This window comes from Micromonospora fulviviridis (assembly GCF_014648395.1).
GTDB classification, from domain to species: domain Bacteria; phylum Actinomycetota; class Actinomycetes; order Mycobacteriales; family Micromonosporaceae; genus Micromonospora; species Micromonospora fulviviridis.
Genome location: NZ_BMRA01000001.1, coordinates 733,990 through 753,548, shown reverse-complemented (window position 1 = coordinate 753,548; position 19,559 = coordinate 733,990). Strand labels below are relative to the sequence as shown.

Annotated in this window: 21 protein-coding genes; 14 read left to right on the top strand and 7 right to left on the bottom strand. The window is 73.8% G+C overall.

Annotated elements, in window-relative coordinates; all coding sequences use genetic code 11:
- Window positions 1-33 precede the first annotated feature (33 nt).
- Window positions 34-1,626 (top strand): ABC transporter permease, encoded by a 1,593-nt coding sequence (locus IEY96_RS03740; RefSeq protein ID WP_189193361.1) that lies wholly within the window; start codon window positions 34-36, stop codon window positions 1,624-1,626.
- 95 nt (window positions 1,627-1,721) lie between these two features.
- Here the strand turns inward: IEY96_RS03740 and IEY96_RS03735 are convergent, their stop codons facing one another.
- Window positions 1,722-2,054, bottom strand: a complete 333-nt coding sequence (locus tag IEY96_RS03735) for an STAS domain-containing protein (protein WP_091261368.1) — start codon at window positions 2,052-2,054, stop codon at window positions 1,722-1,724.
- 150 nt (window positions 2,055-2,204) lie between these two features.
- Between IEY96_RS03735 and hemL the strand changes: the two genes are divergently transcribed.
- The 6 genes from hemL to ccsB are packed head-to-tail and all read left to right on the top strand — an operon-like array spanning window position 2,205 to window position 8,214.
- Window positions 2,205-3,542 (top strand): glutamate-1-semialdehyde 2,1-aminomutase, encoded by a 1,338-nt coding sequence (gene hemL, locus IEY96_RS03730; RefSeq protein WP_189193360.1) that lies wholly within the window; start codon window positions 2,205-2,207, stop codon window positions 3,540-3,542.
- A gap of 5 nt (window positions 3,543-3,547) precedes the next feature.
- Window positions 3,548-4,195, top strand: a complete 648-nt coding sequence (locus tag IEY96_RS03725) for a histidine phosphatase family protein (RefSeq protein ID WP_189193359.1) — start codon at window positions 3,548-3,550, stop codon at window positions 4,193-4,195.
- On the top strand, window positions 4,195-4,770 hold the full coding sequence (locus IEY96_RS03720) for a TlpA family protein disulfide reductase (protein WP_189193358.1): 576 nt from the start codon (window positions 4,195-4,197) through the stop codon (window positions 4,768-4,770). Before IEY96_RS03725 ends, IEY96_RS03720 begins: the two co-directional genes overlap by 1 nt.
- The gene (locus IEY96_RS03715) at window positions 4,770-5,612 is read left to right on the top strand and encodes a cytochrome c biogenesis CcdA family protein (RefSeq protein WP_189193357.1); all 843 of its coding nucleotides are present in this window, start codon (window positions 4,770-4,772) and stop codon (window positions 5,610-5,612) included. The genes IEY96_RS03720 and IEY96_RS03715 overlap by 1 nt, the downstream gene beginning before the upstream one ends.
- Window positions 5,612-7,234: a cytochrome c biogenesis protein ResB gene (locus IEY96_RS03710; protein ID WP_189193356.1), complete on the top strand. Its 1,623-nt coding sequence runs from the start codon at window positions 5,612-5,614 to the stop codon at window positions 7,232-7,234. Before IEY96_RS03715 ends, IEY96_RS03710 begins: the two co-directional genes overlap by 1 nt.
- Entirely contained in the window at window positions 7,234-8,214 is a 981-nt protein-coding gene (gene ccsB / locus IEY96_RS03705) for a c-type cytochrome biogenesis protein CcsB (RefSeq protein WP_189193355.1), read from the top strand. The genes IEY96_RS03710 and ccsB overlap by 1 nt, the downstream gene beginning before the upstream one ends.
- Window positions 8,215-8,229: 15 nt before the next feature.
- On the opposite strand, the gene IEY96_RS03700 is transcribed toward ccsB, so the two are convergent.
- Both IEY96_RS03700 and IEY96_RS03695 read right to left on the bottom strand, forming a co-directional pair.
- On the bottom strand, window positions 8,230-8,430 hold the full coding sequence (locus IEY96_RS03700; protein ID WP_189193354.1) for a hypothetical protein: 201 nt from the start codon (window positions 8,428-8,430) through the stop codon (window positions 8,230-8,232).
- 53 nt (window positions 8,431-8,483) lie between these two features.
- Window positions 8,484-8,954, bottom strand: a complete 471-nt coding sequence (locus IEY96_RS03695; protein ID WP_189193353.1) for a MarR family winged helix-turn-helix transcriptional regulator — start codon at window positions 8,952-8,954, stop codon at window positions 8,484-8,486.
- Window positions 8,955-9,018: 64 nt separating this feature from the next.
- Between IEY96_RS03695 and IEY96_RS03690 the strand changes: the two genes are divergently transcribed.
- The 3 genes from IEY96_RS03690 (at window position 9,019) to mqnP (ending at window position 12,047) form a co-directional block, all read left to right on the top strand.
- Window positions 9,019-9,579: a carboxymuconolactone decarboxylase family protein gene (locus tag IEY96_RS03690; RefSeq protein WP_189193352.1), complete on the top strand. Its 561-nt coding sequence runs from the start codon at window positions 9,019-9,021 to the stop codon at window positions 9,577-9,579.
- A 96-nt stretch (window positions 9,580-9,675) separates the two neighbouring features.
- Window positions 9,676-11,136 (top strand): menaquinone biosynthesis decarboxylase, encoded by a 1,461-nt coding sequence (locus tag IEY96_RS03685; protein ID WP_189193351.1) that lies wholly within the window; start codon window positions 9,676-9,678, stop codon window positions 11,134-11,136.
- Complete coding sequence (gene mqnP, locus IEY96_RS03680; protein ID WP_189193350.1) at window positions 11,136-12,047, top strand: menaquinone biosynthesis prenyltransferase MqnP; 912 nt, start codon at window positions 11,136-11,138, stop codon at window positions 12,045-12,047. Before IEY96_RS03685 ends, mqnP begins: the two co-directional genes overlap by 1 nt.
- Before the next feature lie 7 nt (window positions 12,048-12,054).
- Here the strand turns inward: mqnP and IEY96_RS03675 are convergent, their stop codons facing one another.
- Window positions 12,055-13,014: a terpene synthase family protein gene (locus IEY96_RS03675; protein ID WP_189193349.1), complete on the bottom strand. Its 960-nt coding sequence runs from the start codon at window positions 13,012-13,014 to the stop codon at window positions 12,055-12,057.
- A gap of 139 nt (window positions 13,015-13,153) precedes the next feature.
- Here IEY96_RS03675 and IEY96_RS03670 point away from each other — a divergent pair, with 139 nt between their 5' ends.
- Window positions 13,154-13,807 (top strand): UbiX family flavin prenyltransferase, encoded by a 654-nt coding sequence (locus IEY96_RS03670; RefSeq protein ID WP_189193348.1) that lies wholly within the window; start codon window positions 13,154-13,156, stop codon window positions 13,805-13,807.
- Between the two features lie 45 nt (window positions 13,808-13,852).
- On the opposite strand, the gene IEY96_RS03665 is transcribed toward IEY96_RS03670, so the two are convergent.
- Window positions 13,853-14,119 (bottom strand): BldC family transcriptional regulator, encoded by a 267-nt coding sequence (locus IEY96_RS03665; protein ID WP_013473529.1) that lies wholly within the window; start codon window positions 14,117-14,119, stop codon window positions 13,853-13,855.
- 268 nt (window positions 14,120-14,387) lie between these two features.
- Between IEY96_RS03665 and IEY96_RS03660 the strand changes: the two genes are divergently transcribed.
- From IEY96_RS03660 to cds1, 3 genes are read left to right on the top strand one after another with little or no spacing between them, the layout of a single operon-like run.
- Complete coding sequence (locus IEY96_RS03660; RefSeq protein ID WP_189193347.1) at window positions 14,388-14,846, top strand: Lrp/AsnC family transcriptional regulator; 459 nt, start codon at window positions 14,388-14,390, stop codon at window positions 14,844-14,846.
- 46 nt (window positions 14,847-14,892) lie between these two features.
- The gene (locus IEY96_RS03655; RefSeq protein ID WP_189193346.1) at window positions 14,893-15,735 is read left to right on the top strand and encodes an SDR family NAD(P)-dependent oxidoreductase; all 843 of its coding nucleotides are present in this window, start codon (window positions 14,893-14,895) and stop codon (window positions 15,733-15,735) included.
- A 10-nt stretch (window positions 15,736-15,745) separates the two neighbouring features.
- Complete coding sequence (gene cds1, locus IEY96_RS03650; RefSeq protein WP_189193345.1) at window positions 15,746-16,837, top strand: L-cysteine desulfhydrase Cds1; 1,092 nt, start codon at window positions 15,746-15,748, stop codon at window positions 16,835-16,837.
- 4 nt (window positions 16,838-16,841) lie between these two features.
- Here the strand turns inward: cds1 and IEY96_RS03645 are convergent, their stop codons facing one another.
- Both IEY96_RS03645 and IEY96_RS03640 read right to left on the bottom strand, forming a co-directional pair.
- Window positions 16,842-17,462 (bottom strand): putative glycolipid-binding domain-containing protein, encoded by a 621-nt coding sequence (locus IEY96_RS03645; protein ID WP_189193608.1) that lies wholly within the window; start codon window positions 17,460-17,462, stop codon window positions 16,842-16,844.
- 107 nt (window positions 17,463-17,569) lie between these two features.
- On the bottom strand, window positions 17,570-19,558 hold the full coding sequence (locus IEY96_RS03640; protein WP_189193344.1) for a DEAD/DEAH box helicase: 1,989 nt from the start codon (window positions 19,556-19,558) through the stop codon (window positions 17,570-17,572).
- Window position 19,559 lies beyond the last annotated feature (1 nt).

Sequence of the window (19,559 nt, the reverse complement as noted above, 5' to 3'; positions counted from 1 at the left end):
TCGTGCGGCCGCCGAGCGAAGCGAGGTGGTCGCATGAGCACCCTCGCCGGAACCCGCCACCTGGCCCGGCTCATCCTGCGCCGGGACCGCGTCCTGCTGCCGCTCTGGGTGCTGGTCCTCGCCGTGCTGCCGATGACGTACGCGACCAGCTTCTTCGAGCTGTTCCCGACCGCCGCCGAGCGGGCCGCGTACGCCGCCGGCACCGCCCGCAACCCCTCGATCGTCGCGCTGCTCGGCCCGGTCTACGGGGAGAGCGTCGGCGCGCTGACCGCCCAGCGGGGCGGCTTCCTGCTGGTCATCGTGGCGCTGGCGAGCCTGCTCACGGTCATCCGGCACACCCGCGTCGAGGAGGAGGCCGGCCGGCGGGAACTGCTCGGCGGCGGGGTGCTCGGCCGGCACGCCGGGCTGACCGCCGCGCTGCTCGTCACGTACGCGGCCGACCTGCTGCTCGGCCTGCTCACGGCGGCCGGGCTGGCCTCCACCGGGCTGCCGGCCGCCGGCTCGTACGCGTACGGCCTCGGCACCGCGCTGACCGGCGTGGTCTTCGCCACCCTGGGCGGGCTGGCCGCCCAGCTCACCGAGACCGCGGGCGGGGCCCGGGGCATCGGGATCGCCGTCCTCGGCGCCTCGTTCGCGCTACGGATGGTCGGGGACACCGCCAGCAACGACTGGCCGAGTTGGCTCTCCCCGCTCGGCTGGGCCCCCCGGATCCGGCCCTTCGAGGGGGAGCGCTGGTGGGTGCCGGTGCTGCCGCTGGTCGCGTCGGCGCTGCTCGCCGCGGTCGCGTACCCCGTCTCGGTGCGCCGCGACCTGGGCGCCGGGGTGCTGCCGCCCCGGCTCGGGCCGGCCACCGCCGGTCGGGGGCTCGCCGGCCCGTTCGGGCTGGCCTGGCGGCTGCACCGGGGGCAGATCCTCTGGTGGTCGGTCGGCTTCGGCCTGCTCGGGCTGATCCTCGGGGGCGCCGCCGAGGCGGCCGGGCGCTCGGTCGAGGGGAACCCGCAGCTGGAGCAGATCATGGCCCGGATCGGCGGGGCCTCCGGCCTGGCCGACGCCTACCTGGGCGCCACGCTCAGCCTGGCCGGGCTGGCCGCGGCCGGCTACGGCATCCAGGCCGCGCTGCGGATGCGCGCCGAGGAGTCCGCCGGGCACGCCGAGCCGGTGCTCGCCACCGGCACACACCGCTCCACCTGGCTGCTGTCACACGTGGTGTTCGCGCTGGTCGGCCCGGTCGTGGTGCTCGCCGTGACCGGCCTGGCCACCGGCCTGACGTACGGGCTGAGCGTGCAGGACGTGCCGCGGGAACTGCCCCGGATGCTGGGCGCCGGGCTGGCGCAGGTGCCCGCCGCCTGGGTGCTGGCCGGGCTCGCCGTGCTGCTCTACGGCCTGCTGCCCCGGCTCGCCCCGGTGGCCTGGGCGGTGCTGGCGGTCTGCGTGCTGCTCGGCCAGCTCGGCGCGGTGCTCGAACTCGACCAGTGGCTGCTGGACCTGTCCCCGTTCACCCACACCCCCCAGGTCCTCCGCGACACCTGGAGCGCAACCCCGCTCTGGACCCTGGCCGCCATAGCCCTGGCCCTGGCGGCAACCGGCCTGACGGCCTTCCGCCGCCGCGACGTCCCGGTCACCTGACCCGACAACCCAGTTGATCAAGAAGTTTGCGTCAGGAAACCGGCCTCGGCAGACGCAAACTTCTTGATCAACGCCAGCGGGCAGGGGGGGAGGGGTTAGGGGGCTGTTTCGTTGCGGATCATCAGGGCGCTGCGGAGGCCGGTGATGTCCAGGACGCGGAGGAGGAAGTCGCCTACGTTGCTCAGCACCAGCAGGCTCTGGGCGTGGCTGGCCTTGCGGCTGAGCACCACGAGGGTGCCGAGGCCCTGGGAATCGCAGAAGGTCACTCCGCCCAGGTCGAGCACGATGCGCGGCGGGGGGTCGGCCAGCACCTCGTTGACGACTGTCGACAGCTGGGCGGCCGTGAGCATGTCGATCTCACCGGCGAGGCGAAGCACGGCTTCGTCACCCGTCCGGTGTAGCGTGATGGACAGTTCGGCACGATCCACCCGGTCAGCCTATCGCGATCTCGACCAACGGGCCCGTCGAGCGACCCGCCGGTCGGTGCGCCGCGCCGAACGGACGAGGCGTGAGCCCGGTAACCCCCGAAGCGGGGTGCCTGCCGATCAGCCGCCCGGCGCTGACACAATGGCGGCATCGTGACCGATACCTTTTCCGCCGGATCCGGCCGCTACCCGGCCGACGCACCGGCCTCCGAGGCCCTGTTCGACCGCGCCAAGGCCATCGTGCCCGGCGGGGTCAACTCCCCCGTGCGCGCGTTCCGTGCTGTCGGTGGCACCCCGCGCTTCATGGTCCGGGGGGAGGGTCCCTGGCTCTTCGACGCCGACGGTCGCCGCTACGTCGACCTGGTCTGCTCCTGGGGCCCGCTGATCCTCGGTCACGCCCACCCGGCGGTGGTCGAGGCGCTGCGCGAGGCCGCCGCGCTGGGCACCAGCTTCGGCACCCCGACCCCGGGCGAGGTCGACCTGGCCGCGGAGATCGTCGCGCGTACCCCGGTGGAGCAGGTCCGCCTGGTCAACTCGGGCACCGAGGCCACCATGTCGGCGATCCGGCTGGCCCGCGGCTTCACCGGCCGCGCCAAGATCATCAAGTTCTCCGGCTGCTACCACGGCCACTCCGACGCGCTGCTGGCCGCCGCCGGCTCCGGCGTGGCCACCTTCGGCCTGCCCGACTCGCCCGGCGTGACCGGCGCGGCCGCCGGCGACACCATCGTGCTGCCGTACAACGACCTGCGCGCGGTCGAGGAGGCGTTCGCCGCCGAGGGCCCGCACATCGCGGCGATCATCACCGAGGCGGCCGCCGGCAACATGGGCGTGATCGCTCCGCGCGACGACTTCAACCAGCAGCTCGCCCGGATCGCCCACGCGCACGGCGCGCTGCTCATCGTCGACGAGGTGATGACCGGATTCCGGGTCTCCCGCGCCGGCTGGCACGGCCTCGACCCGTCCGACGCCGACCTGTGGACGTACGGGAAGGTCATGGGCGGCGGGCTGCCCGCCGCGGCGTTCGGCGGGCGCACGGAGATCATGGCGAAGCTCGCCCCGGCCGGCCCGGTCTACCAGGCCGGCACGCTCTCCGGTAACCCCCTGGCCTGCGCCGCCGGCCTCGCCACGCTGCGGCTGGCCGACGACGCGCTCTACCGCCGGCTCGACGAGACGGCCGCCACGGTGGGCAAGCTCGCCACCGAGGCGCTGTCCTCCGCCGGGGTCCCGCACCGCCTCTCGTACGCGGGCAACATGTTCTCGATCTTCTTCACCGACGCCGACGTGGCGGACTACGACAGCGCCCGCACGCAGCAGGTGCCCGCGTTCAAGGCGTTCTTCCACGCCATGCTCGCCGCCGGCGTCTACCTGCCGCCGAGCGCGTTCGAGTCGTGGTTCGTCTCGGCGGCGATCGACGACGCCGCCCTGGAGCAGATCGCCGCGGCCCTGCCCGAGGCGGCGGCGGCAGCAGCGGCGGCAGGACACGGGGGGTAACAATCGTGAGCGAGACGGTGGTCCACGTGCTGCGGCACGGCGAGGTGTACAACCCGGACGGCATCCTCTACGGCCGGCTGCCCGGCTTCCGCCTCTCCGAGCTGGGCGTCCAGATGGCCAAGGCGGCCGCCCAGGCGCTCGCCGACCGGACCGTGGTGCACGTGGTGGCCAGCCCGCTCGAACGCGCCCAGCAGACCGCCGAGCCGATCGCCGCGCAGTTCGGCCTCCCGGTCGGCGTGGACGAGCGGCTGATCGAGAGCGCGAACTGGTTCGAGGGCAAGAAGGTCTCGCCGGGCGACGGCTCGTTCCGCGACCCGCGCAACTGGTGGGTGCTGCGCGACCCGATGACGCCGTCCTGGGGTGAGGCCTACCGGGTGATCGCCGAGCGGATGTTCGCCGCCCTGCACGCCGCCCGGATCGCCGCCGAGGGGCGCGAGGCCGTGCTCGTCTCCCACCAGCTGCCCATCTGGACCCTGCGCCGCTACGTCGAGCGCAAGCGGCTCTGGCACGACCCGCGCAAGCGGCAGTGCGGCCTGGCCAGCCTCACCTCGTTCCACTTCGACGGCGCGAAGATCTCCGGCATCGGCTACTCCGAGCCCGCGGCCCACCTGATCGCGATCTCGCCGACTGCCCGGACGGCCAAGGGCGCCTGATGCGCACCCGGAGGCTCGTCGCCGCCCTGCTCGCCGCCGTCACCGCCGGTACGGCGCTGGTCGGCTGCTCCTCCTCCGGCAACGAGGAGAGCCGCTGCGAGAGCGACGGCGTCACCATCACCTGCGCCCCCGACCAGCGGTCGAAGACCCCGAAGGTGAGCGGCGAGCTGCTCACCGGCGGCAACTACGACGTCTCCCAGGCCCGCGGCCAGGTGGTCGTGGTCAACTTCTGGGGCTCCTGGTGCGCGCCCTGCCGGGCCGAGGTCGACGACCTGGAGGCCGTCCACCAGGCCACCAAGGCGTCCGGGGTGACCTTCCTCGGCATCAACGTGCAGGACAGCAAGGACAAGGCGATCGCCTTCGAGGAGGGCCGGGTCACGTACCCGAGCCTCTTCGACCCGGCCAGCCGGCAGGCGCTCAACTTCGACATCCCGCCCAACACCACCCCGGCGACCGTCGTCCTGGACCGGGACGGCCGGGTCGCGGTGGTGATCCGCCGAGCCGTCACCCGGGACGAACTGCAACCGATCGTCGAACGGGTCGCGGCCGAGCGGCCCGCCTCCGGATCACGCTGATGGGCGAGACGTTCCGCCAGCTCGCCGAGTCCGGCCCGCTGCTGCTGGCCGTCGGGGCCGCGGCGCTCGCCGGGCTGGTCAGCTTCCTCTCCCCGTGCGTCCTGCCGCTGATGCCCGGCTACCTGTCGTACGTCACCGGGCTGGCCGGGGCGGACCTGGAGGGCCGGGCCCGGCCGGCGGCCCCCGAGCCCGTCGCGGACGAACCGAGCGGCGGAGGCGGCGTGGCGGTCGCGGCGCCCCCGGCGGCCCGGCCGGCGGCCGCCGTGAAGGGGCGGGTGCTGGCCGGCACCATGCTCTTCATCGCCGGCTTCACCGCGGTCTTCACCGCCACCGCGATCCTCTTCTCCGGTGTCGGCAAGCTCTTCTTCGCGCACGAGCGCACGCTGGAGATCGTCATCGGCGCGCTGGTCGTGGTGCTCGGCCTCGGCTACCTGGGCGTGGTGCCCGGGATGCAGCGCGAGTTCCGCATCCGGCGGCTGCCCGCCGCGGGGCTGCTCGGCGCACCGGTGCTCGGCGCGGTCTTCGCGCTGAGCTGGATGCCGTGCACCGGCCCCACCCTCGGCGCGGTGCTCGGCATGGCGACCGTCGACGGGCGCACCGACCGGGCCGTGCTGCTGGCCGTGGCGTACTGCCTCGGGCTGGGGGTACCGTTCGTCGTCTTCGGGCTGGGCTTCCACCGCCTGCTCGGGGTGTTCCGCGCCGTCCGGCGCAACAGCCGCTGGGTCACCCGGATCGGCGGCGCGCTGCTGATCCTGATCGGCGTGGCGCTGGTCACCGGCGGCTGGCAGGACTTCGTGATCTGGTTGCAGACGCACGTGGGCGTGGGCGAGGTGAGCATCTGATGACGACCGTGGACGACCGGCCGGCCGCGCCGCCCGCCGGCGCGCCCCGACGCCGGGTCAACCCGGTGCTGGCCCTGCTGCGCAACTCGTGGCGGCAGCTCACCAGCATGCGTACGGCGCTCATCCTGCTCTTCCTGCTCGCGATCGCCGCCGTCCCGGGCTCGGTGCTGCCGCAGCGCGGGGTCAACCCGGAGAAGGTCAACCAGTACTTCGTCGACCACCCCGACCTGGCGCCCCGGCTCGACCAGCTCGGCATGTTCGAGGTCTTCGGCTCGGTCTGGTTCTCCGCGATCTACCTGCTGCTCTTCACCTCGCTGGTCGGCTGCATCCTGCCCCGGGCCCGCGACCACGTCCGCGCGCTGCGGATGCGCCCGCCGGCCGCCCCGAAGCGGCTGGAGCGGCTCCCGCAGCACGCGGTGCTGGAGGCGCCGGCCGCCGCCGACCCCGAGGCGATCGCCGCGGTGCTGCGCCGGCGCCGCTGGCGGGTCACCGTCCGCGGCAACGAGGTCTCCGCCGAGAAGGGCTACCTCAAGGAGACCGGCAACCTGCTCTTCCACGTCTCGCTGGTCGCCGTCCTGCTCGGCGTCGCGCTCGGCTCCTGGTACGGCTGGCACGGCAACCGGATCCTGGTGTCGGGCGCGGACAACGCCTTCTGCAACACCCGCCAGCAGTACGCCGAGGCGTCGCTCGGCCCGCGGGTGGACAGCGCCGACCTGCCGTCGTTCTGCCTCACCCTGGACCGGTTCGAGGCGGACTACCTGCCCTCCGGGCAGGCCTCCCGCTACTGGGCCACGGTGACCGTGGACCACCTGGACGACGGGTCGACCCGGACCGCCGGCTTCTCGGTGAACTCCCCGCTGCGGCTCGGTGCGGCCAACGTCTACCTGCTCGGCAACGGCTACGCGCCGATCCTCAGGTACACCGACCGGTACGGCCGGACCCAGACCAGCACGGCGCCGTTCCTGCGCACCGGCGACCAGAACGCCACCGAGGAGGGCGTCGCCCTCTTCCCGGACGCGAACGTCGACCCGAAGACCGGGAAGCGCGCCCCCGACCAGCAGGTCGCCTTCGACGGGCTCTACCTGCCCACCGCCCCGGACAAGGCGCCGTTCGTCTCGTCCCAGTTCCCCGAGGAGCGGAACCCGGCGGTGGTGCTGGCCGCGTACCGGGGCAACCTGGGGCTGGACGCCGGCATCCCCGGCTCGGTCTACCAGCTCGACAAGCGGCAGCTCAGCAACGGCAAGCTGAAGCAGATCGGCGACAAGAAGCTCGGTCTCGGCGAGAAGTGGACCCTGGACGACGGCAGCACGCTGGAGTTCGTGGGCACCCAGCCGTACATCACCATCTCGGTCCGGCACGCCCCCGGCCAGACCATGATGCTGGTCGCCTGCGTGACGCTGCTGCTCGGCCTGATGGGCTCGCTCTTCGGCCGGCGGCGCCGGGTCTGGTTCCGGGTGACGCCCCCGGAGGGTGGATCTCCGACGAGCGGTAGTAGCTTGGTGGAGGCCGGTGGGCTGCCGCGCACCGAGCATCCGGGCTTCGCCCCCGAGTTCGCACAGCTCGTCGCCGCGGTCAGCGACGACGGGCGGGACGGCCGGCGGGCGCGAGAAGGAGACGAGTGATGTCCGCACTCTCCGACCAGCTGGTCACGTTCGCGATCCTGGCGTACCTGGTCGCGATGATCAGCCACGCCGTCGAGTACGCCCTGGGCAACGCCCGGAAGGTGCCGGCGGCCGCCCCGGCCCGGGAGCTGGTCGGCGCCGGCGTCGGCGGCCCCGGCGGGACGGTCGAGGAGCCGGCGACCCCGGTCCCGCCGGCCGCCACCCGCGCCTCGCGCTCCGCCGCCCGGGCCGCGCTGGCCGGGCGGATCGCCGCCTGGATCACCGCGCTCGCCGCCGCGCTGCACCTGGGCGCGGTGGTCACCCGGGGTATCGCCGCCGAGCGGATGCCCTGGGGCAACATGTACGAGTTCGTGCTGACGGTCACCTGGATCGGGGCGGCCGCCTGGCTCGCGGTGCTCTGGAAGCAGCCGTCGCTGCGCCGGCTCGGGCTGTTCCTGACCCTGGTCATGGTGCTGCTGCTGGCGTTCGCGGAGCTGAAGCTCTACGTGCAGGTCGTGCCGCTGATGCCGGCGCTCCAGTCGTACTGGTTCATCATCCACGTGTCGACGATCATCTTCGCCTCGGGCATCTTCCTGCTGGGCGTGGTGCCGGCCGTGGCGTACCTGATGCGGGCCGGCTGGGAGCAGGGGAAGCGGAGCTTCCCGTACACCCTGGCCCGGCGGCTGCCGGCGGCGGCCGGCCTGGAGCGGCTGACCTTCACGCTGCACGCCTTCGCCTTCCCGATCTTCACCTTCGCGGTGATCGCCGGGGCGATCTGGGCCGAGGCGGCCTGGGGTCGCGCCTGGGGCTGGGACCCGAAGGAGACCTGGGCGTTCATCTCCTGGGTGGTCTACGCGGGCTACCTGCACGCCCGGGCCACCCCGAGCGTCAAGCGCAACGTGGCCACGTGGATCGCGGTGGTGGGCTTCCTGACCATGCTGATGAACCTGTTCGGGGTCAACTTCTTCTTCACCGGCCTGCACTCGTACGCCGGCGTCTGACCCGGTCGCGTCGTCTCAGCGGGCGGGCCGGCGACCGGTCAGCACGCCGTCGACGCGCAGGGTGATCTGGTACGCCACCTCGGGCAGGTCGGCCAGGTCGAGGTGGTCGGCCCGGAGCGCGAACTGAGCGTGCAGCTCACGGGCCACGGCGTCCCGGATCTCGGCCTGCAAGGGGCTGAGCCCGTCCGGATCACCCACCACGTACGCGTCGTCCATGCGGACATCGTGGCGGTCGGTGCCCGGCCGTGGTCAAGGGCCGGCGAGTTTCGTCACGCGCCGAACCAGCCGGGGACGTCGAGGCGGAAGACGTCGGCCGGGACCATCCGGCGCAGGTCGTCCTCGATGGCCGCGACCCGGTCCGCGCCCAGGGTCGCCGCCCAGCGGTCGCGCAGGGCGTCGAAGACGACCGCCGAGCGGCGCAGCCCGTCGTGGCCCTTGGCCGTCATCCGGACCAGTTTGCGCCGGGCGTCGGCGGGGTCGTCGGCGCGTTCCAGGTAGCCGAGCGCGACCAGCCGGTCGACCGTCTTGCCGGCGGCCTGCTTCGAGACGCCGAGGCGCTGGCCCAGGTCGGAGGCGGTGGTGCCGGCGGGCCCCACGGCCTGGAGCACGAAGCCGTGTGCCGGCCGCAGTTCGGGGTGCCCCTGCCGGGCCAGTTCGGCGTGCAGGTCGTCGATGAGCGCGCGGAAGCCGGCGAGCAGCAGCAGCGGGAGCACGAAGCCCGGGCGGTCAGGTGTTGCCATGTTCGACAACCCCGTTTACTATTTCGTCAACCACGTTGACTATCGTACGTGAGGGGTGCCCGTCATGTCCCGCCCGGTCTTCACCGTCCACACCACCGACACCGCGCCCGCCGCCGCCCGCCCCACGATGACCAACATCCACCGCAAGTTCGGCCACCTGCCCGGCGCGGTGGCCCTCATGGCCGAGTCGCCCGAACTGCTCAAGGGCTTCCTCACCGCCAACGCCGTCTTCGAGTCCACCGACCTCGAACCGGTCGCCCGGGAGGTGGTGGTGCTGACCGTGGCCACCCGCAACGAGTGCCACCTCTGCGTGGCCATGCACACGGCGACCCTCACCCGGCACGGCGCCGCGCCCGAGCTGATCGGGGCGCTCCGGGCCGGCGCCGCCCTGCACGACCCGCGCCTGGAGGCGCTGCGCCGGTTCACCGTCGCCGTGCTCGACCACCGGGGCGCGGTTCCCGACGACGAGCTGGACGCCTTCCTGGCCGCCGGCTGGCAGCCACGGCACGCGCTGGACGTGGTGCTCGGCGTCGGCACGTACACGATCTCGACCTTCGCCAACCGCCTGACCGGCGCACCGCTCGACCCGCCGCTCGCCGCCTACGCCTGGGAGCCGGCCGCCTGACCCGCCGGGTCGGCGGACGGATGCGTGGGCAGGCACACAGCCGTCACGCCGACCCGGCGTGGGCAGTGCGGGAAGCCGTGCGGGAGACTGGCGGTCATGGCGGCTCGTGGCTTCCCGTACACCGATCTCAAGGACTTCCTCGCGGCCCTGGAGGCCGCGGGCGAGCTGCGGCGGGTGGGCGTCCCGGTCGACCCCACGCTGGAGATCAGCGAGGTGGTCACCCGGACCGTCCGCGACGGCGGCCCGGCGCTGCTCTTCGAGCGGCCCACCCGGGGCGAGATGCCGGTGGCGATCAACCTGTTCGGCACCGAGAAGCGAATGGCCATGGCGCTCGGCGTCGAGACGCTCGACGAGATCGGCGAGCGGATCGGGGCCATGATCAAGCCGGAGCTGCCGGTGGGCTGGTCCGGCATCCGCGAGGGCCTCGGCAAGGTCATGCAGCTCAAGTCCCTGCCGCCGCGCAAGGTGAAGACCGCGCCCTGCCAGCAGGTGGTCTACCGCGGTGACGACGTCGACCTCAACCGGCTGCCCGGCCTCCAGGTCTGGCCCGGCGACGGCGGGATCTTCCACAACTTCGGGCTGACCCACACCAAGCATCCCGAGACCGGCAAGCGCAACCTCGGCCTCTACCGGCTCCAGCAGCACAGCCGGAACACCCTCGGCATGCACTGGCAGATCCACAAGGACTCCACGGCGCACCACGCCGTCGCCGAGCGGCTCGGCCAGCGGCTCCCGGTGGCCATCGCCATCGGCTGCGACCCGGTCGTCTCGTACGCGGCGACCGCGCCGCTCCCCGGCGACATCGACGAGTACCTGTTCGCCGGCTTCCTGCGCGGCGAGCGGGTGGAGATGGTCGACTGCCTCACCGTGCCGTTGCAGGTGCCGGCGAACGCCCAGGTGGTGCTGGAGGGCTACCTGGAGCCCGGCGAGCGGCTGCCCGAGGGGCCGTTCGGGGACCACACCGGCTTCTACACCCCGGTCGAGCCGTTCCCCGTGCTGCACGTCGAGACGATGACCATGCAGCGCGACCCGGTCTACCACTCGATCATCACCTCGAAGCCGCCGCAGGAGGACCACGGCCTCGGCAAGGCCACCGAACGGATCTTCCTGCCGCTGCTCAAGCTGATGATCCCCGACATCGTCGACTACGACCTGCCGGCCGCCGGCGTCTTCCACAACTGCGCGATCGTCTCGATCCGCAAGCGCTACCCGAAGCACGCGCAGAAGGTGATGAACGCGATCTGGGGCGCGCACCTCATGTCGCTGACCAAGCTCATCGTGATCGTCGACGAGGACTGCGACGTGCACGACTACAACGAGGTCGCGTTCCGCGCCTTCGGCAACGTCGACTACGCCCGCGACCTGCTGGTCACCGAGGGCCCGGTCGACCACCTGGACCACGCCTCGTACCAGCAGTTCTGGGGCGGCAAGGCGGGCCTCGACGCGACCCGCAAGCTGCCCACCGAGGGCTACACCCGGGGCTGGCCCGAGGAGATGACCATGTCGCCCGAGGTGGTCTCGCTGGTCGACAAGCGCTGGAAGGAGTACGGGATCTGATGGCCGTCACCGAGGCCCCGGCGGAACGCCCCGGACGGGTCAAGTCCTTCCTCAAGCTGGTCGCCATCGAGCATTCGGTCTTCGCGCTGCCGTTCGCGTACCTGTCGGCGCTGACCGCCATGCAGGTCGACGGCGGGCGGGTGCGCTGGCTCGACCTGCTGCTCATCACCGTGGCGATGGTCGGGGCGCGGACGTTCGCCATGGCCGCCAACCGGATCCTCGACCGGCGGATCGACGCGCGGAACCCGCGTACCGCCAACCGGGAGCTGGTGACCGGGGCGGTGAGCGTGCGGACGGCCTGGACCGGCGCGGCCGTCGCGCTGGTGGTCTTCCTGGCCGCCGCCGCCCTGCTCAACCCGCTCTGCCTGGCGCTCGCCCCGCTCGCCGTGGTGCCGCTGGTCGTCTACCCCTACGGCAAGCGGTTCACCAACTGGCCGCACGCCATCCTCGCGATCGCCCAGGCGGTCGGTCCCGTCGGCGCCTGGCTGGCCGTCACCGGCACCCTCGCCGGCTCCTGGCCGGCCTGGCTGCTCGGTGCCGCGGTCGGCCTCTGGATCGGCGGCTTCGACCTGATCTACGCCTGCCAGGACTCGGAGATCGACCGGGAGATCGGGGTGCACAGCGTCCCGGCCCGCTACGGCCGGCGCTTCGCGCTGCACGCCTCCACCGTCGCGCACGTGGTGACCTTCGCGCTGTTCATGTGGTTCGGCGCGCTGGTCGGCTTCGGCTGGCTCTGGTGGATCGGGCTGGCCCTCACGGCCGTCGCCTTCGGCTACCAGCACCTCGTGGTCAGCCCGACCGACCTGAGCAAGGTCAACCGGGCGTTCTTCACCGCCAACGGCTTCGTCGGCATCGCGCTGTTCGTCTTCGCCCTGCTGGACCTCGTGGTCCGCCTCGGCCTGCGCCCCTGAGCGGGCGTCACCCGGCCACCGGGTAGCGGGCGCTCTCCAGCGTCCAGTCGACCGTGCCGCGGACCGCGTTGGCCAGCCCGTCGAGGTGGGCGGCGACCGACTCGTCCAGCGCCGGGCCGAACGACGGCACCGCGGCGCGCAGCGCCATGAAGCGGGTCATCTCCGCGCGCCAGCCCGTGGCGACCAGGTCCACCGCGGCCGGCACCGGCACGCCCCGCTCGGCGGCCACCGCCAGCACCAGGTTGTGCCCTCCGGCGGTGGCCCGGTCGCGCTCCAGCGAGGCCAGGTCGTTGTACCAGGAGAGCAGGTCGTTGGCGAGGTCGGCGAGGCGGCGCAGCGCGGGATGGTGGTAGACCGCGTCGGGCAGGGGCCGCCCGGCCGCGAACTCGATCAGGGGGTACGACACGTACGCCGCCGAGGTGGCCCGGCGCAGCTGCACGTACTCGTCGACGCCCGGTGGTCGCCCGGCGCCGGTGGCGACCGCCTCCCGCCAGGCGCCGTCGAGATGGTCGGCCACGGCGTCGGCGAAGCGCAGCCGCCAGCGGGCCGGCATGCGGCGACGGGGCTCCCGCCACGCCTGGACCAGCAGCCGGCGCAGCGGGCCGGAGAAACCGGGATGGCGCGCCCGGGGACCCTCCCGGAGCAGCGCCAGGGCCCCGTCGCGCAGCGCCCGGATCTGCGCCGGTGCCAGCCGGTCCGGCCCCTCACAGGCGTCGTCCACCAGGAAGAACCAGGTGAACAGGGCGGCCAGCGACCGCAGGTCGGGCTCGCTGGCGCCCGGGTAGAGGCGGCCGGCGTAGCGGGCGAAACCGGCCCGGGCCAGCCGCTCCCGCATGGCCGGGTCCAGCGGCAGGCCGAGCCGGTCGAGCTGGTCGCCCAGCCACACCTGCACCGCGTCGGCGTGCGGGGAGAGCCGGGGCGGGATCGGGCACTCGGACCGCAACGCCCGCAGCACCGCCGCCGTCATCACCGGTCCCTTCCGTGGACGTCGATCACCGACGGAAGAATCGCACGTTCCCGACACGCCCGCCGACCCGGCGGACAAGCGGGACACGGTACCGGGGGTGGCCGCCCGGTGCCCGGGTCGACCAGGCAGGCTGGACGGTATGCGCGAACCATGGGTGGTGGGCGTCTCCGGAGCCTCCGGCACGCCGTACGCGGCCGCGGTCGTCCGCGGCCTGCTCGACGCCGGCCAGGCGGTGGACCTGATCGTCTCCCGGGCCGCCCGGCTGACCATCCTCGACGAGACCGGGAAGCCGTTCCGGGACGGGCACTGGGCCGAGGACCTGGCCGCCTGGCTGGGCCGCGACCTCGCCGACGCGGACCTGCGGCACTGGCCGGCCGGTGACCTGGCCGCCGGCCCGAGCAGCGGCTCCTACCGGGTACGCGGGATGGCCGTCGTCCCGGCCAGCACGGCGGCCTGCGCCGGCATCGCCATCGGGCTCTCCAAGGACCTGTTGCAGCGCGCCGCTGAGGTGAACCTCAAGGAGCGGCGGCCGGTGGTGGTGGTCCCCCGGGAGACCCCGGTGACCCGCAGCCACCTGGAGCACCTCATCGCGCTGCACGACGCCGGCGCCGTGGTGCTGCCGGCGAGCCCCGGCTTCTACGGGGCCGGGGCGGCGGCCTCCGCCGAGCAGTTGGTCGACTTCGTGGCCGGAAAGGTGCTGGACGCGCTCGGCGTGCCGCACACGCTGTTCCGCCGCTGGTCCGGTGAGCTGGCCGCCGCCCGGCGGGACGCGGATCGGACCGGTGAGCGCTGATCGGGACGCGGACCGGGGTCGGCCCGCGTCCCGACCGGCTTCGCCTCAGTACATTCCGGCGTTCGCCGGCCCCGGGCCGGTCGAGGCGGTCGGGCCCATGTTGCGCGCCTTGCCCATGTCCTCCGCCTCGTCCAGCATGCCCTCCCCCTCAAGCAGGGCCCGCACCTCGGATTCCCGAAACCGGCGATGCCCGCCTGGAGTCCGGATGCTGCCGATCCGGCCGGCCGCTGCCCATCTGGTCACGGTCTTCGGGTCAACCCGAAACAGCGCGGCGACCTCACCCGGTGTCAGCAGGCGATCTCCAGTGTCCACAGCCCCCTCCTCGCGTCGACGAAGCCCCCGGCTGAACACACTGCCCCCGGCCGGTGCGAGCCCAGAGCCGTCATGAGGGACGTATGGCAATTACAGCACCAGCGACCTGGCGTGTCCGCCAAACGCGAAAAACGCACACAGTGAGAAGTTAGTAAATGCTACCGGCGCAGAACCCCCGTGACGACACGTTTGTGAATGGCAACGCGACGTCACGTTCAACTGATGCCGAGCGCCGGGCGTTACGCCCGAAAGGATAGGGTCACTCTCCGTGGATGCGATCGACCTGAGCCTCGTGGAGCTGTTGCGGGGCAACGCCCGCCTGTCGTACGCCGAGCTGGCCCGCCAGGTGGGCCTCTCCGCCCCGGCCGTGCACGAGCGGGTCGGCAAGCTGGAGTCGGGCGGCGTCATCCGGGCGTACCGGGCCGAGGTGGAGCCGGAGGCGATCGGACTCGGGGTCACCGCGCTGATCGGCATCGTGGAGGACTCGAACGCCGACACCGACGACGTGCTGGAGGCGTTCCGGCAGATACCCGAGATCGAGTCCTGCTACTTCATGGCGGGCGTCGAGTCCTTCCTGCTCAAGGCGCGGGTGGGCACCATCGCCGAGCTGGAGCAGTTGATCGTCCGGCTGAACCGCACCCCCGGCGTCGCCTCCACCCGTACCGGCATCGCGCTGTCTACGAAGTGGGAGAACCGCCCCCAGCCGCTCCAACCCGCCGCTTCCTGAGCGGCGCGCTCTGGTCCCGGCCGGCCCGGGGCGTTACCGTGCGCCGATGACGAATCCAGGGCGGGGCGCGGCCGTGGTGACCGGGGCGGCCGGCGGGCTGGGCCGGGCCGTCGCCGCCGCGCTGCACGCCGACGGTTGGCGGGTGCTGCTCACCGATGTGGACGCCGAGGCGGTGGCCGCCGCGGCGGCGCCGCTCGGCGCCTGGTCCCACCCGCTCGACGTCCGCGACGAGGCGGCCTGCGCGGCGGTGGCCGCCGAGGCGGCCGGGGCGCCGGGCGGTCTCGGGCTCTGGGTCAACAACGCCGGCATCCTGGCCACCGGGCCGTCCTGGGCGCACGATGCGGCGACCCGGCGCCGGCTGGTCGAGGTGAACGCGCTGGGCGCCATGAACGGCACCCACGCCGCCCTGACGGTGATGCGGGCGCAGGGCCACGGGCACGTGCTCAACGTCGTCTCGCTCGCCGGGCTGATCGCCGCCCCCGGCGAGACCGTCTACGCGGCCAGCAAGCACGCCCTGCTGGCGTTCAGCCTCGGCACCCTGGCCGACCTGCGGATGGCCGGCGTCCGGGGCGTACACGTGTCGTGCCTCTGCCCGGACGGGATCTGGACGCCGATGCTGCACGACAAGCTCGACGACCCGGGGGCCCTGGCCTCCTTCACCGGGTCGCTGCTGACCCCGGAGCGGGTCGCCGCGCGGGCCGTACGGCTGGCCCGGCGGCCCCGGCCGGTGGTCAGCCTGCCGCGCTGGCGCGGCGCCCAGGTGCGGCTCCTGGACGCCTTCCCCCGGCTCGCCCTGGCCCTCACCCCGGTGGTCCGGGCCGCCGGCCGGGCCGGCCAGCGCCGCCAGGCACGCCGGGCCCGTCCCGACGCGAGCCCACCTCGCTTGTAACGTTGCCGGCGTGACTCATCTCGACCGGTGTGACGAGGCCAGCCGGAGCTGGGTGACCGAGGCGATCGCCACGGTCGAGGCGGACGCCAACCGCTCCGCCGACACCCACCTCCTGCCCTTCCCGCTGCCCCGGGAGTGGGGCATCGACCTCTATCTCAAGGACGAGTCGGTGCACCCCACCGGCTCGCTCAAGCACCGACTGGCCAGGTCGCTCTTCCTGTACGGGCTCTGCAACGGCTGGATCGGCCCGGACACCACCATCGTCGAGGCGTCGTCCGGCTCGACCGCGGTCTCCGAGGCGTACTTCGCCCGGATGCTCGGGCTGCCGTTCATCGCGGTCATGCCCGCCTCCACCTCACCCGAGAAGATCGCCCAGATCGAGTTCCAGGGCGGCCGCTGCCACCTGGTGCAGGACCCGGCCAAGGTGGTCATCGAGGCGCGCTGGCTCGCCGAGGACAGCGGCGGGCACTACATGGACCAGTTCACCTACGCGGAGCGGGCCACCGACTGGCGGGGCAACAACAACATCGCCGAGTCGATCTACGCGCAGCTCGCCCTGGAGCGGCACCCCGTGCCGGCCTGGATCGTGGTGGGCGCCGGCACGGGCGGCACCAGCGCCACCATCGGCCGGTACGCCCGCTACCGCCGGCTGCCCACCAAGCTCTGCGTCGTCGACCCGGAGAACTCCGCGTTCTACCCGGCGTGGCAGGCCGGCGACTGGTCCGTCCGCACCGACAAGGGCTCCCGGATCGAGGGCATCGGCCGGCCCTGCGTCGAGGCGTCCTTCCTGCCCAGCGTGGTCGACCGGATGACGCAGGTGCCGGACGCCGCGTCGCTGGCCGCCATGCGGGCCGGCTCGGCGGTGCTCGGCCGGCGGGTCGGCGGCTCCACCGGCACCAACCTCTGGGGCGCGTTCGGGCTGATCGCCGAGCTGCTCGCCGCCGGCCGGACCGGCTCGGTGGTCACCCTGATCTGCGACCCGGGCGACCGCTACGCGCACACCTACTACGACGACGAGTGGGTGGCCGGGCAGGGCCTCGACCTCGCCCCGCACCTGGCCACCATCGACCGCTTCCTGGCCACCGGCGCCTGGCCGGCCTGAACGGTCAGCGCGGGTCGATCCGCTCGGCCAGCCCCGGGTAGCGCACCACGAAGCCCTCCGGGTCCACGTCCAGGTCGGCCGTGAAGGAGTCGCTGGCGTAGCGGACCCGGCCCGGGCCGAGCGAGGTGTAGACCTGCTCGGCGGGCAGCACCGCCAGGCTGGGCAGCAGCACCCAGGCGACGGCGACGGTCCGCGCCTGGTCGGCGGGGGCCCGTTTCAGGTCGAGCCGGCGTACCGGCAGGGTGTTGGTCAGCGGTGAGCCGCCCAGGTCGACGTCGAGCGCCCCGGCCAACCGGTCCGGGTCGTCGGTGCCCGGCAGCCCGGCCGGCGGATGCCCGGCCGCGCGCAGCGCCGCGTCCAGGTCACCCTCCTCGCCGGTACGCACCCGCCACCCGTCCCCGGTCCGCTCCAAGCGTACGCTCCGCGACCAGCCCGCGCCCTCCGCGGCGACCTCCAGCCGGCTGGTCGACCAGTCCGCGCCCACGCTCAGCTGGTAGCGGCAGGTGTACGGGATCGGGTCGACGGCCAGCGCCACGCCCTGCGCGGCGAGCCCCTGCCGATCGTCGAGCAGCACGTGCTCCGAGCCGGCGGTGTCGGTCCGGGACCAGAAGAGCGACTTCGGCATGGTCGGCATGAACCGGACGTTACGCCACCCGCCGGACACCGGCAGCGGATGCGCGAACGCCGCCGCCGAGCGTGGCTCGACGGCGGCGTTCGTGTTGTGGCGCTGGGTCAGTGGGTACGGACCGGCGGACGCCCGCCGAAGCCGCGCCGGTCGTCGCGCGGCCGGTCCTCGCGGCCCCGCCCGTCCGACCGGAAGCCGCCCCGGTCAGCCGGACGGAACTCGCCCCGGCTGTCGCGGTCGCCGAAGCGCCGCTCGCCCTGCGGACGGTCCTCGTAGCGGCGGCCGTGGTCGCCCTGGCCGCGGGCGCCGTCCCGGTCGCCGTAGCCGCGTCCGCCGGTGGGCCGGTCGCCGTAACGGCGCGAGCCGTCCCGGTCGCCGTAGCCACCGCCGGTGGGCCGGTCGCCGTAGGCGCGTCCGCCGGTGGGCCGGTCGTCCTGCCGCCGGTCGCCACGGGCGTCCCGGTCGTAGCCGCGGCTGGCGCCGGTCGGCCGGTGCTGGTCGCGCCCGGCCCGGTCGGCGAAGTGGCGGTCGCCCGAGGGCCGGCCGGCACCACGCTCGTCGCGGTCGCCGAAGCGCCGCTCCCCGGAGGGCCGGTCAGCACGGTCGCCGGAGGGCCGGTCACCGCGCCCGTCCCGGTTGAAGCCGCTCCGGTCGGCGTAGCGCCGCTCGCCGAAGCCGCGGTCCTCACGGTCGAAGCGCCGCTCGCCGGCGGGCCGGTCGTAGCCGCGGCCACCGGTCGGACGGTCGTCGCGGCGGTCGCCCCGGTCGAAGCCCCGCCCGGCCGGCCGGTCGCCGAAGCGGCGCTCGCCGCGCCCGTCCCGGTCGCCGAAGCGGCGCGGGCCGCCGCGACGCGGCTCCGGCTCGTCGCGGACCGGCACGCCGCTGGGCTCACGGGCGCCCGTCAGCTCGGCCAGCGCGGCGTCGCCGGCGCGGACCCGGGTCTCGGCCGGCTCGACGCCCGCCTTCTCCAGCATGGCCAGCGTGGTCCGGCGCTGCTTCGGCAGCACCAGGGTCGCCACCGCGCCGGACTCCCCGGCCCGCGCGGTACGACCCGCCCGGTGGAGGTAGTCCTTCGGGTCCTTCGGCGGGTCCACGTGCAGCACCAGCGTCACGCCGTCGACGTGGATGCCCCGGGCCGCCACGTCGGTGGCGACCAGCACGTTCATCCGGCCCTCGCGGAACTCGGCCAGGGTCCGGGTACGCATCCGCTGGGTCTTGCCGCCGTGCAGGCCGCCGGCCCGTACGCCCACGGCCCCGAGCTGCTCGACGAGCCGGTCGACGCCGAGCTGGGTACGCGCGAAGACCATGGTCCGACCCTCGCGGGCAGCGATGGACGCCGCCACGGCGAACTTGTCGTGCGGCGGGATCAGCAGCAGGTGGTGGTCCATGGTGGACACGGCCGCGGTCGCCGGCGAGGTCGAGTGGGTGACCGGGTCGGTCATGAACCGCTTGACCAGCGAGTCGACGTCGTTGTCCAGAGTGGCCGAGAAGAGCAGCCGCTGGGCGTCCGCCGGGGTCTTCGCCAGCAGGTCGGTGACCTCGGGCAGGAAGCCCATGTCGGCCATCTGGTCGGCCTCGTCGAGCACGGTGATCTCGACGTCGTCGAGCTTGCAGACGCCCCGCTCGATCAGGTCCCCGAGCCGCCCCGGGGTGGCCACCACGATCTCCACGCCGCGGCGCAGCGCGTCGATCTGCCGGTCGTACGGGACGCCGCCGACGGCGGTCTTCAGGAAGATGCCGACCGCCTTGCCGAGCGGCACGAGCGCGTCGTTGACCTGCATGGCCAGCTCGCGGGTGGGCACCAGGATCAGGGCGCGGGGGTGCAGCGGGCGGGCCCGGTTGCGGTCGGCGAGCCGGGCGATCACCGGCAGGCCGAAGGCCAGGGTCTTGCCCGAGCCGGTCTGGCCACGGCCGAGCACGTCGTGGCCGGCGAGGGCGTCGGGCAGGGTGGCCCGCTGGATCTCGAACGGAGTGGTGATGCCCTGCCGGGCGAGCGCCTCGACCAGCTGCCGGGGCAGGCCGAGCGCGGCGAAGTCAGGAGCGTCGATGGTCGGGTCGGTGGACGGGGACGTGCCAGAGGCAGCGAACGTGGTCAAG

Coding starts and splice junctions, on each gene's coding strand:
- IEY96_RS03710 (WP_189193356.1), top strand. CDS start 5,612: ATGACGACCGTGGACGACCGGCCGGCCGCGCCGCCCGCCGGCGCGCCC.
- IEY96_RS03655 (WP_189193346.1), top strand. CDS start 14,893: ATGACGAATCCAGGGCGGGGCGCGGCCGTGGTGACCGGGGCGGCCGGC.
- IEY96_RS03685 (WP_189193351.1), top strand. CDS start 9,676: ATGGCGGCTCGTGGCTTCCCGTACACCGATCTCAAGGACTTCCTCGCG.
- IEY96_RS03720 (WP_189193358.1), top strand. CDS start 4,195: ATGCGCACCCGGAGGCTCGTCGCCGCCCTGCTCGCCGCCGTCACCGCC.
- IEY96_RS03695 (WP_189193353.1), bottom strand. CDS start 8,954: ATGGCAACACCTGACCGCCCGGGCTTCGTGCTCCCGCTGCTGCTGCTC.
- mqnP (WP_189193350.1), top strand. CDS start 11,136: ATGGCCGTCACCGAGGCCCCGGCGGAACGCCCCGGACGGGTCAAGTCC.
- IEY96_RS03700 (WP_189193354.1), bottom strand. CDS start 8,430: ATGGACGACGCGTACGTGGTGGGTGATCCGGACGGGCTCAGCCCCTTG.
- ccsB (WP_189193355.1), top strand. CDS start 7,234: ATGTCCGCACTCTCCGACCAGCTGGTCACGTTCGCGATCCTGGCGTAC.
- IEY96_RS03675 (WP_189193349.1), bottom strand. CDS start 13,014: ATGACGGCGGCGGTGCTGCGGGCGTTGCGGTCCGAGTGCCCGATCCCG.
- IEY96_RS03645 (WP_189193608.1), bottom strand. CDS start 17,462: ATGCCGAAGTCGCTCTTCTGGTCCCGGACCGACACCGCCGGCTCGGAG.
- IEY96_RS03740 (WP_189193361.1), top strand. CDS start 34: ATGAGCACCCTCGCCGGAACCCGCCACCTGGCCCGGCTCATCCTGCGC.
- IEY96_RS03715 (WP_189193357.1), top strand. CDS start 4,770: ATGGGCGAGACGTTCCGCCAGCTCGCCGAGTCCGGCCCGCTGCTGCTG.
- IEY96_RS03690 (WP_189193352.1), top strand. CDS start 9,019: ATGTCCCGCCCGGTCTTCACCGTCCACACCACCGACACCGCGCCCGCC.
- IEY96_RS03670 (WP_189193348.1), top strand. CDS start 13,154: ATGCGCGAACCATGGGTGGTGGGCGTCTCCGGAGCCTCCGGCACGCCG.